Annotated in this window: 8 protein-coding genes; 7 read left to right on the forward strand and 1 reads right to left on the reverse strand. The window is 64.3% G+C overall.

What is annotated here, in order from left to right; all coding sequences use genetic code 11:
• The first annotated feature begins 161 nt into the window (after positions 1 to 161).
• The 5 genes from secA (at position 162) to AC56PL_RS03630 (ending at position 7,157) form a co-directional block, all read left to right on the forward strand.
• Entirely contained in the window at positions 162 to 3,008 is a 2,847-nt protein-coding gene (secA, locus tag AC56PL_RS03610) for a preprotein translocase subunit SecA (RefSeq protein ID WP_497153028.1), read from the forward strand.
• A 183-nt stretch (positions 3,009 to 3,191) separates the two neighbouring features.
• Positions 3,192 to 3,767 (forward strand): Rv3235 family protein, encoded by a 576-nt coding sequence (locus tag AC56PL_RS03615; RefSeq protein ID WP_497153029.1) that lies wholly within the window; start codon positions 3,192 to 3,194, stop codon positions 3,765 to 3,767.
• A gap of 129 nt (positions 3,768 to 3,896) precedes the next feature.
• Positions 3,897 to 5,333, forward strand: a complete 1,437-nt coding sequence (locus AC56PL_RS03620; protein ID WP_495515029.1) for a wax ester/triacylglycerol synthase family O-acyltransferase — start codon at positions 3,897 to 3,899, stop codon at positions 5,331 to 5,333.
• Positions 5,334 to 5,367: 34 nt separating this feature from the next.
• On the forward strand, positions 5,368 to 5,907 hold the full coding sequence (locus AC56PL_RS03625; RefSeq protein WP_495515030.1) for a DUF6912 family protein: 540 nt from the start codon (positions 5,368 to 5,370) through the stop codon (positions 5,905 to 5,907).
• Positions 5,908 to 6,035: 128 nt separating this feature from the next.
• A complete protein-coding gene (locus AC56PL_RS03630) occupies positions 6,036 to 7,157 on the forward strand; it encodes a 2Fe-2S iron-sulfur cluster-binding protein (RefSeq protein ID WP_495515031.1) in 1,122 nt (373 codons plus the stop codon).
• A gap of 71 nt (positions 7,158 to 7,228) precedes the next feature.
• Here AC56PL_RS03630 and AC56PL_RS03635 read toward each other — a convergent pair whose 3' ends face one another.
• Positions 7,229 to 8,668, reverse strand: a complete 1,440-nt coding sequence (locus AC56PL_RS03635) for a DEAD/DEAH box helicase (protein ID WP_495515032.1) — start codon at positions 8,666 to 8,668, stop codon at positions 7,229 to 7,231.
• Positions 8,669 to 9,085: 417 nt separating this feature from the next.
• On the opposite strand from AC56PL_RS03635, the gene AC56PL_RS03640 reads away from it, so the two are divergent.
• Both AC56PL_RS03640 and AC56PL_RS03645 read left to right on the forward strand, forming a co-directional pair.
• A complete protein-coding gene (locus AC56PL_RS03640) occupies positions 9,086 to 10,393 on the forward strand; it encodes a fatty acid desaturase family protein (protein WP_497153030.1) in 1,308 nt (435 codons plus the stop codon).
• 112 nt (positions 10,394 to 10,505) lie between these two features.
• A complete protein-coding gene (locus AC56PL_RS03645; protein WP_495515034.1) occupies positions 10,506 to 11,759 on the forward strand; it encodes a fatty acid desaturase in 1,254 nt (417 codons plus the stop codon).
• The last annotated feature ends 10 nt before the right edge of the window (positions 11,760 to 11,769 follow it).

Raw genomic sequence — 11,769 nt, forward strand, 5'->3', positions numbered from 1 at the left:
ACGACGGGCGGCTCGAATCGCCTGCTCTGAAGGCGCGGCCGTAAGCCTTGATTCGCCTCGCGTGAGTCAGGTGGCCGAGGCGCTCGCTACCATGGAGTCCGACCTGCGGGAATCTGCAGGTCGGATTTCGTGTGTATTCGACCGGATCGAGGGAATTACCAGTGCTCAACAAGCTGCTGCGCGTCGGCGAAGGCCGGATGGTCAAACGCCTGGATGCAATCGCTACGCATGTGGAGACGCTCGACAAAGCGACCGAGGCCTTGTCAGACGCCGAACTCCGGGCAAAGACCGATGAGTTCAAGGAACGGATCGCCGCCGGGGAGACCCTCGACGATCTGCTGCCCGAGGCCTTTGCCGTAGCCCGTGAAGCTGCTTGGCGGGTGCTGTCGCAGAAGCACTTCCACGTCCAGATCATGGGCGGTGCCGCCCTGCACTTCGGCAACATCGCCGAGATGAAGACCGGTGAGGGCAAAACCCTGACCTGTGTTCTGCCTGCCTACCTCAATGCGCTGGCGGGTGAGGGCGTCCACGTGGTCACCGTCAACGATTACCTGGCCAAGCGTGACTCCGAGTGGATGGGCCGCGTCCACCGATTCCTGGGCCTCGATACCGCGGTGATCCTGACCGGGATGCCCCCGTCTGCGCGACGTGAGGCCTATGCCGCCGACATCACCTACGGCACCAACAACGAGTTCGGGTTCGACTACCTGCGCGACAACATGGCCCACTCGCTCGGTGATCTGGTCCAGCGTGGCCATCCTTTCGCGGTGGTCGACGAGGTCGACTCGATCCTGATCGACGAGGCCCGGACCCCGCTGATCATCTCGGGTCCCGCCGATTCGTCGAGCAAGTGGTATGCCGAGTTCGCCCGCATCGCACCGCTTTTGAAGAAAGACGTCCACTATGAGGTGGACATCCGCAAGCGCACGATCGGCGTGCACGAGGCGGGTGTGGAGTTCGTCGAGGACCAGCTGGGCATCGACAACCTGTACGAGGCCGCCAACTCGCCGCTGGTGAGTTACCTCAACAACGCGATCAAGGTCAAGGAACTCTTCGAGCGCGACAAGGACTACATCGTCCGCAATGGTGAGGTTCTGATCGTCGACGAGTTCACCGGTCGTGTACTCGAGGGCCGGCGCTTCAACGAGGGCCTGCACCAGGCCATCGAGGCCAAGGAGCGGGTCGAGATCAAGGCCGAGAACCAGACCCTGGCGACGATCACCCTGCAGAACTACTTCCGCATGTACGAGAAGTTGTCGGGTATGACCGGTACGGCACAGACCGAGGCCGCCGAGCTCGACCAGATCTACAAGTTGGGTGTGCTCCCGATCCCGACGAACAAGCCGATGCTCCGGGTGGATCAGACCGACTTGATCTACAAGACCGAAGAGGCGAAGTTCGACGCGGTGGTCGATGACATCACCGAGCGGCACGAAAAGGGCCAGCCCGTTCTGATCGGTACCACCAGCGTTGAACGGTCGGAATATCTCGCCCGGCAGCTCAAGAAGCGGGGCATCCCGCACAACGTGCTCAACGCGAAGTTCCACGAACAAGAAGCACAGATCATCGCCGAGGCCGGTCGCAGTGGCGCGGTGACCGTTGCCACCAACATGGCAGGCCGTGGTACCGACGTGGTGCTCGGCGGTAACCCCGACATCCTTGCCGACATCCGTCTGCGCAAGGCCGGGCTGGATCCGGTGGAGACCCCGGACGAGTACGAGGCCGCCTGGGACGAGGTGCTCGCCGCGGTCAAGGCGGAGGTTGCCGACGACGCGGAGAAGGTCAAGGAATTCGGCGGTCTGTACGTGCTGGGAACCGAACGGCACGAATCGCGGCGTATCGACGATCAGCTCCGTGGTCGCTCCGGCCGTCAGGGTGATGCGGGCGAGTCCCGTTTCTATCTGTCCCTCGGCGATGAGCTGATGCGCCGGTTCAACGGCGCCGCACTCGAATCGATCATGAACCGGGTGAATCTGCCCGACGACGTCCCGATCGAGGCGAAGATGGTCACCAAGGCCATCCGCAGCGCGCAGACCCAGGTCGAGCAGCAGAACTTCGAGGTCCGCAAGAACGTCCTCAAGTACGACGAGGTGATGAACGAGCAGCGCAAGGTCATCTACGCCGAGCGTCGCACGATCCTCGAGGGTGAGGATCACAGCGAGCAGGTCAAGCGGATGATCGAAGACGTTGTCGGTGCCTACGTCGACGGCGCCACGTCCGAGGGCTACACCGAGGACTGGGATCTGGAACAGCTCTGGACCGCCATGAGGACGCTGTACCCGATCGAGCTGGACTACAAGGACCTGCTCGAAGAGAACGAGTTCGGTGAGCGTAAAGACATCACGTCCGAGGAACTGCGCGAGATCCTGGTGGCCGATGCCCGCGAGGCGTACCACAAGCGTGAGGCGGAGATCGAGACGATCGCCGGTCCCACCGCGATGCGTCAGCTCGAACGCACCATCCTGCTCAGCGTTCTCGACCGGAAATGGCGTGACCACCTCTACGAGATGGACTACCTGCGTGAAGGCATCCACCTGCGGTCGATGGCGCAGCGCGATCCGGTCGTCGAGTATCAGCGCGAAGGTTACGACATGTTCATCGGCATGCTCGACGGACTGAAAGAGGAGTCGGTCGGATTCCTGTTCAACGTCAGTGTCGAGGCCACCCCGGCCCAGCCGGCCGCCGCCGCAGCAGCGGCTCCGGCATCGATGACAAAGGCCCCGGCGGCCCCGGCCCCACTGCCAACCGAACAGGCCGCTCCTGCTCGTCCGGCAGCACCGGCGGCTCCGGCAGCGTTGCGGGCCAAGGGAATCGATGACGGGTCGGCCAATGCCGGTCTGACGTTCAGTGGTCCATCCGAAACCGGTGGCACCACGGTGCGCCGGTCGAGTGCGTCCACGGGCGGATCCACTGATGGACAGGCAGGCACCCGCAAGGAACGCCGCGCAGCTGCGCGGTCGGGATCGAAGGGTGCTGCGAAGCCGCCCAAGACACGCAAGAAGCACTGACCCTGCCAAGGCAGCGCTGAACAACCGGCGCTGACGGCACGGACGCTCGACAACCCGGATACCTCCGTTCCCGGTTCCGAAGGAACCAGGACCGGGCAGTGCACGTCGTACTGCTGGTATCCGGGTTTTCCGGCTATCGGGCCGGCCGTCGCCGGTCATGGGCGGACACAGCCGGGGGGCGCCATGACAACAACGGATATCGCCGAGACCGGCCAGGGCGCGGTCGCGGCAGGTGTTGTCGGGGACGGCGCCGGCGGCCTCGGGGGCCTGCGGATCAGCCGGGTGCCCTTCAGCGAGACACCGCCGCTCGGCCTCGGGTCGAGTGCAGCTGTGCCGGCATCGGGTACCCGGATCGAAGTCCGTGCGGCCCAACGCACTCCGGTTCCGCAGACCGAGCCCGTCGACGTCGAGCTGCGCCGGTTTGCCATCAATGCGACCACGGTGCTGCTCGAGGTCATGGGAGGTCGGCGGCCGTTTGCACAACTGGCGGAAGTGGCCGTACCGAAGATCGCCGACCAATTCCGGGTGTTGCTTGCCGCCGATCAATCGAGGGGTCCGGCGTGCACATTGCTGCGCTTGCACACTCAGCACACGAGCCCTGACGTCGCCGAGATCACCGTCGTCTACCGCAGGGGCGAGCGCGTTCAGGCGATGGGCGCCCGCGTCGAGCGCCGGCTGATGCCCATTCGTCCCGCCACCCCCGGGGGTCCGCGGCGCAAGGCACGACGGTGTGTCCTCGTCTCGGTCAGTGTGGGATGACGACCGGCGCCGCCGGGGTGGGATGACGACCGGCGCCGCCGCGGGCTCGGTTGACGACGAGTGCTCGGGCCGCACTGCGCGGGCGGTTCGCGGCGACCGGGCGAGGGCCCGGCGGTTACGATTGGCCCTGTGAACCGGCTGTCGCCTCAGGATTCGATGTACTACTACCTCGATGACCGCGGGTCGACAACCCAGGTGGGTTCGCTGCTGATCCTGGAACGTCGCGCCGGGGGTCTGGATTACCAGGGGCTGCTGCGTACCGTCGAGAGCCGGCTGCAACTGGTCCCGCGGTACCGGAAGAAGATTCGTGAGGTCACGCTCGGTCTGGCCCGTCCGGTATGGGTCGATGACCACGAGTTCGACATCACCTATCACGTCCGCCGCTCTGCCCTGCCGAGTCCGGGCGCCGACGATCAGCTCCATGACCTTGTTGCCAGGCTGATGTCGCGCCCACTCGAGCGCACTCGGCCACTGTGGGAGATGTACCTGGTCGAGGGTCTGTCCGATGACCGGATGGCGATCCTGACCAAGACCCATCGCGCGTTGGTCGACGGGTCCGAGGCTTTCGAGATCAATCAGATCATCGTCGACGACACCCGCGAGTCACCCTCGATGCCCGAGGATCTGTGGCTGCCCGACCGTGAGCCGGGCAGTGGTGAACTGGTGGTCGGTGCGATCACCGATGTCCTGACCCGGCCGTGGGAGATGGTCGACCAGGTGCGGGCGGCGTCCAACCAACTGGCGTCGGCCGGTCAGGCCCTGACGGGCGCATTCCGCCGGGTCGAATCGGTGATGAAGATGGCCACCACCTCCGCACCGTCGAGTCCACTCAACGGCGCCACGGCCCCGACCCGCCGTTTCACCGTGGCGTCCTGTTCGGCCGAGGACTGTGTGGACATCGCCGAGCGCCACGGTTGTACCCCCAATGATGTGCTCCTGGCGGCCATCGCAGGCGCGATCCGGCGCTGGCTGCTCTCGCGGTCGCTGGCCGTTGATCAAGTGGAGACCGTGCGTGTCATGGTGCCGCTGTCGGCGTATCCGGCGGGGGAGGACGAACCCGAGTTCGACTCGGACCTCGATGCGCAGGGGGCGTCGTCGTCGGCGTCGTGGATGGTCGGCGGGCTACAGGGATTTGTCACCGATCTCCCGGTGGGAGAACCGAATCCGGCCGTGCGGCTGTCGCAGGTCGCGCAGCTGGCGGAACGGCACTCGCATTCGAACCGGAACTGGTCGGCTGCGGTCGAACCGTGGATCCCGGAAATCGGGCCCGCCACGTTCCACGCGATGAGCGCGCGGGCGGCGGCGTCGTTGTCGCGCCGGTCGTTCAACGTGCCGATCACCATTGCCCGCGGACCGCGCTCCGCGCAATACCTCGGCGGCAACGAGATCCTGGCCATCTATCCCGTCCCGGTCCTGGTCCGCAAACGTGCACTGGCAATCGGGCTGACGTCGTACAACGGCCGAATCTGCTTCGGCTTCAACGCCGATCGCCGGGTGATGTGGGATCTCGGAGCCATGGCCGAATACCTCACAGACTCGTTCGAAGAATTGCTCCCACAACGGTGACATCCCCACCGCGTTCACACCCTGGAAAGGCCCGATGAGAATCTATCTACCCGCCACCCTGTCGATGCTGACAGAACTGAATACCACCGGTGAGTTCGTGCCCGTCGGTGGAACGGCGTTTGCACTGACACCTGCGCTACGCGAGTCGTATCTCGACGGCGACGACGAGGAGCTTGCCGAGGCCGCGATCCGGGAGGCCGCGCGCGCCTCGCTCCGGCTACTCGCCGCCGAACGAGACGAAGAGGGCTCCGTCGACAAAGACGACGAGTCAGGTCAGACGACGCTGCTTCCGCCCCGGCGAGTGGTGATCGCCGCCGACATCGACGAGGTGAAGCTTCGTCCCGATATCGACGTCGCGGTGGTGAAAGCCTTTCAGGTGGTGCCGCTTTCGGCGGTCGCATCCCTGCTGGTCGATGGCAGCGACGCCGAGGAGAAGGTCTTGCGGGCGATGGAGGTCGTCGATGCTGCGGATCTGGGCGACGAGGACGCAGAACTGGCCATCGGCGACGTCGAAGACTTCGACCTGGGCTGGTACGCCACCCAGGAGCTCCCGTTCCTGCTGGAACTTCTCTGAGCGCGTCGTATCTGTGCAGTGACCCCGGCCTCTCGCACTGTGTCCGGACCCTAACCTACGGTAGCGTAAGTTAGCAGCATCCGAGCTGAGGTGAAGCTCGACCGTAGCTTGTCGAATGGAGGCACTTGATGGGTTGGCGTGAACGATTCGAGGAGCCGGTTCGCGATATCGCGAGCCGTAGCCGGGCGGTCAACCTTGTCCGTGCCGCGGCGGCGCGTGTGACCACACCGTTGCTCCCCGATGACTACCTGCATCTGGCGAATCCGCTGTGGTCGGCGCGGGAACTGCGCGGCAAGATCGTGGAGGTCCGGCCCGAAACCGCTGACTCGGCAACACTTGTCATCAAGCCGGGCTGGGGATTCTCGTTCGACTACCACCCCGGGCAGTACATGGGCATCGGCGTTCTGGTCGAAGGTCGCTGGACCTGGCGGTCGTATTCGCTAACCTCGGTGCCGCAGACCACCTCCGATACCCATGGCAAGGTCGTGTCGATCACGGTGAAGGCCATGGCCGAGGGCTTCCTGTCCGGACACCTGGTCAATGGTCTGGAGCCCGGCACGGTGGTGCGGTTGGCTGCGCCCCAGGGGGAGTTCGTACTTCCGGCGGACCTGCCCGAGAAATTGTTGTTCGTCACCGCGGGCAGCGGCATCACGCCGATCATGTCGATGCTGCGGACGATGTCGTCGCGCAAACAGCACACCGACGTCCAGCTGATCCATTCGGTGCCCACCGACAAAGACCTGATGTTCGCCGACGAGCTCAAGCAGTTCGAGGCCGACGGCCTGTTGCGGGTGCACATTCAGCACACGCGAGCCGAGGGCAAGATCGACCCGGAGGCACTCGACGCACTGTGTCCCGACTGGGGGCAGCGGCAGACGTGGGCATGTGGTCCGGCCGCGCTGCTGGATTCGCTGACCCAGATGTGGACGCAGGCCGGCTTGCGGGATCATCTGCACATCGAGCGATTTGCGCTCGAGCGTGGTGAGGTCGGTGCCGAAGGTGGCACGGTCACATTCTCGAAGACCGGGCGCACGGCCACCGTCGACGGCGCGACCACGTTGATGACCGCCGGCGAGGATGCCGGTGTGCAGATGCCGTTCGGTTGCCGGATGGGTATCTGCCAGAGCTGTGTTGTGATGCTCGACAAGGGTGTTGTCCGAGATCTGCGCAGCGGTGCCGAACATGTTGCCGGAGAACGTATTCAGACCTGTATCAGTGTCGCGGCCGGGGACTGCACCCTGGAGGTCTGATCCCGCCGCGTACCGACACAAAAAATGGGGCCCAAGTTTTCACTTGGGCCCCATTTTGGTTCTGGTCGAGACTAGCGAGCGGTGCTCGCACGCGGCTGGCTGCGACGTGCGCCGCCCTGCGTCGATCCGGTACGGCTACGGCCGCCTTCGGAATGGCCTGCTGCCGCGCGACCACCCTGCGAACGGGCGCTCTGTCCACGGCCGCGACCCTCGTACGGAGCCGAGCCATCAGAGGTCGGACGAACTCGACGGGCGCCATTGGAGCGGCTGCCCGGCGACTTCACCGAACGGTTGGGAACAGAGGTGATGGCGGGCGGAGCGATCAGATCGGCGGTCTCGCCGACCAATGTCTTGAGCTCTGCCGAATCAGCGGTCACCCTGATCGGTGTGGCCTTGATGGCGGCCTTGCGCAGCAGCTGCGACATGTCGCGACGCTGCTCCGGCAGTGTCAGGGTGACGACGTCACCGGCGCTGCCTGCGCGCGCGGTACGACCCGAACGGTGCAGGTACGCCTTGTGCTCGGCAGGCGGGTCGACGTGGACGACGAGTTCGACGTCATCGACGTGCACACCGCGGGCAGCGACGTCGGTGGCGACCAGGACGCGCGCCTTTCCGCTGGAGAACGCGAGAAGGTTGCGGTCGCGGGCACCCTGCGAGAGGTTGCCGTGCAGGTCGACGCTGGGGATGCCGGCGTCGGTCAGCTGCTTGGCCAGCTTGCGGGCCTGGTGCTTGGTCCGCATGAACAGGATTCGACGGCCCTTGCCCGAGGCGAGTGCGAAGACGACGCCCTTCTTGGCGTCGGCGCCTGCGACCTCATAGATGTGGTGGGTCATCGCGGATACGTGCGAGGTGGCCTCGTCGACCGAGTGCATGACCGGCTGGTTCAGGAAGCGCTTGACCAGCTTGTCGACACCGTTGTCGAGGGTCGCGGAGAACAGCAGTCGCTGGCCGCCCTCAGGGGTGGCGGTCAGGATGCGGGTGACGCCGGGCAAAAAGCCCAGGTCGGCCATGTGATCGGCCTCGTCGAGGATGGAGATCTCGACGCGATCCAGACGCACGAGGCGCTGGCGCATCAGGTCTTCGAGGCGGCCGGGGCAGGCCACGACGATGTCGACGCCTGCGCGCAGTGCCGAAGCCTGGCGACCCTGGGGGACACCACCGAAGATGGTGGTCACGGTCAGGCCGAGGGCCTGTGCCATCGGCTGCACCACAGCGGTGATCTGCGTGGCGAGCTCACGGGTCGGAGCCAGGATCAGACCACGGGGGCGGCCGGCGCCGGCAGACGAGCCGGCTGCGAGGCGAGCGACGAGCGGGATGGCGAAGGCAAGCGTCTTGCCACTGCCGGTCTTTCCGCGGCCAAGTACGTCCCGGCCCGAAAGGCTGTCCGGCAGGGTGTCTGCCTGGATGGGGAAGGGGGAGGTGATGCCACCGGCCGTCAACGACTTGACCAGGCTCGGGGGTACGCCGAGATCAGCAAAAGTTGTTGTGGCAGGACTGGATACAGAATTCAAAGAATCACGTTTCTGATTTACGCGGCGTCTCGAGCACGATTCACCGCTGGGTGGCGCGACTGCCCTGATCTGCTGGCCGACGGAAGTCGGACACCGCAGGCCGGTGGGCAGTAACGATCGCCGTGTGAATAGCTCAGTGGGGTTGATCAACTCGCAATGAGTGTGGTCCGGGTTTCCCTGGGGGCCACGTCACGAGGAAGCAGTTCCACGACGGTTCCGCGCATCTTGCGCGAAGTACCCAATCAGCATAGCCCGACCGGCCCGTTTTCCGCCCATCCGAAGCCAGGTGAGATCAGTCTCACCCAGCGCTGGACACCTCCCGGGACGTAACCTACGATTGCGTAAGTTACGTGTCCGTAGGTTGGTTGTCGTCAGCGCTGACCTCGCATTATTACCCCCGACGAGAGGTTCGAAGCGGTGGCAATTACCGATATCCCGGAGTACGCACACCTGACCGAGGCCGACGTCGAGGCGCTTGGCCGCGAACTCGACGCCATTCGTCGCGACATCGAGAACGAACGCGGTGAACACGACGCCACATACATTCGCAACGCCATCCGCTTCCAGCGTGGGCTGGAACTGTCGGGACGCGCGCTGCTGTTCGGTGCCGCCAACCGCAAGGCCTGGGCGCTCGGCGCCGGAGTGCTCGGTGTCTCCAAGATCGTCGAGAACATGGAGCTCGGCCACAATGTGATGCACGGCCAGTGGGATTGGATGAACGATCCCGAGGTGCACTCCACCGGATGGGAATGGGACAACACCGGTCCGTCCGCGCACTGGAAGCACACCCACAACTACATCCATCACAAGTACACAAATGTGCTCGGTATGGACGACGACGTGGGCTACGGCCTGATCCGGGTCACGCGCGATCAGCGGTGGAAGCCCTTCAATCTCGGCAACATCGCCTACAACACCCTGCTGATGCTGTTCTTCCAGTACGGCGTTGCGGTTCAGCACCTCGAACTCGGACGTGCGGCCGCGGGTAAGCACCCGGACAAGGTCGCCTTCAAGAAGGACCTGCGTGACGTCGGGATCAAGGTCGGCAGGCAGGTCGGCAAAGACTACGTGGTGTACCCGGCGCTCGTCGGTGCGGTGACGCGTTCACGCACCAGCTGGGCCCGGGCGATCACCGCGACGTTTGCTGCCAACACGATTCGCAACATCTGGACCAACGCGGTCATCTTCTGCGGACATTTCCCCGATGGGGCCGAGAAGTTCACGAAGCAGGATCTCGAAGACGAGTCACAGGCCCACTGGTACCTGCGGCAGATGCTGGGCAGTGCGAACTTCAACTGCGGCAAGCCGCTGGCGTTCATGAGTGGCAACCTCAGCTACCAGATCGAGCACCATCTGTTTCCCGACCTGCCGTCCAACCGGTACGCAGAGATCGCTGTCCGCGTCCGGGCTCTGTGCGACAAGTACGACCTGCCGTACACCACCGGGCCGTTCCTGCTGCAGTACGCAAAGTCCTGGCGGACAATTGCGAAGTTGTCACTGCCGAACAAGTACCTGAAGGGAACCGTCGACGACGCTCCCGAGACGGCATCGGAGCGACGCTTCAAGTCCGATCCCGAGCAGCGGCTCGCCGCGACGGTCGATCCGGCCACCGGTCGTCGGAGAGGTCTGCGTACGGCGATCGGCAAACTCCGTCGGCGACGTTCATCGGTGGCAACACTCGGCGGTCAACGCCAGTCGAAGGATGTGCGGGCGCGGGCTGCCTGATCGGCTCCCGACGCCCGAACACCGTACTCTGGAGAAGGACAATGGCGGTTGGCCGTGAGCTCAGCGCTCACCCGGCCCGAGGATCAACGCCACCAAGGAGTTACCAGGCGCGATGGCAATCACTGATATCAACGAATACACGCATCTGACCGAGTCGGATGTAGAGGCACTGGGCGCTGAGCTCGATGCGCTGCGCCGAGAGATCGAATCCGACCGCGGACTACGCGATGCCACCTATCTTCGACGGACCATCCTGGCCCAGCGTGTCCTCGAGGTCAGTGGCCGGATTGCGTTGCTGGGCAGCCGCAACCGGTTCTTCTGGTGGTCGGGCACGGCGCTTCTCTCGGCGGCAAAGATCATCGAGAACATGGAACTGGGCCACAACATCATGCATGGCCAGTGGGATTGGATGAATGATCCCGAGGTCCACTCCACGTCCTGGGAATGGGACATGGTGTGTTATTCGGGCCACTGGAAGCACTCCCACAACTACATCCATCACAAGTACACCAACGTGATGGACATGGATCACGACATCGGCTACCAACTGCTGCGGGTCACCCGCGACGAGGAATGGCAGTGGAAGCACGCTTATCAGCCCATCGCGAACCTGTTCTTGGCCGCGACCTTCGAGTGGGGGATCGGGCTGCATGACATCGAACTGAAGGACTATCTGGAGGGTAAGAAACCGGCGGAGATCGCGGTTCCCCAGATCAAGGACTTCAGCAAGAAGATCATCCGGCAGATGGCCAAGGACTATGTGATCTTCCCGGTGCTGTCGGGCAGGGCGGCGCGAAAGACACTGACGGCCAACCTGACGGCCAATCTGGTCCGCAACCTCTGGGCCTACCTGGTGATCTTCTGCGGCCATTTCCCTGATGGTGCAGAGAAGTTCACCGAAGAGTCGATCGCCAACGAGACGCAGGGGCAGTGGTACCTGCGTCAGATGCTCGGGTCTGCGAACTTCAACGCCGGGCGTCCGATGGCGTTCATGAGTGGCAACCTCTGCTACCAGATCGAGCACCATCTCTTTCCTGACCTGCCGTCCAATCGGTACGCCGACATCGCGGTCCGGGTGCGGCAGTTGTGCGAGAAGTACGACCTGCCGTACACCACGGGTCCGATCCTGGTGCAGTACTGGCAGACATTCCGGACGATCGCGAAGCTGTCGCTGCCGGACAAGTACCTGACCGCCACCGCTGACGACGCCCCGGAAACGGCCTCGGAGAAGAAGTTCGCCGGTCTCCGGGCAGCTGCGGCCGACCGTGGAAAGCGGATCGTGGCGGCGGGCGAAGGCAGGCGTGAGGGCTTGAAGACTGCGATCGCAGAAGTCAAGGCACGTCGAAAGACCTTGCGCTCCAGTTGATTCTGAGTGC

This window comes from Williamsia sp. Y721, from assembly GCF_059683565.1.

Bases quoted from the DNA above. Each gene is read 5' to 3' on its own strand.
- AC56PL_RS03615 (WP_497153029.1), top strand. From the start codon at position 3,192: ATGACAACAACGGATATCGCCGAGACCGGCCAGGGCGCGGTCGCGGCA.
- AC56PL_RS03625 (WP_495515030.1), top strand. From the start codon at position 5,368: ATGAGAATCTATCTACCCGCCACCCTGTCGATGCTGACAGAACTGAAT.
- AC56PL_RS03645 (WP_495515034.1), top strand. From the start codon at position 10,506: ATGGCAATCACTGATATCAACGAATACACGCATCTGACCGAGTCGGAT.
- AC56PL_RS03630 (WP_495515031.1), top strand. From the start codon at position 6,036: ATGGGTTGGCGTGAACGATTCGAGGAGCCGGTTCGCGATATCGCGAGC.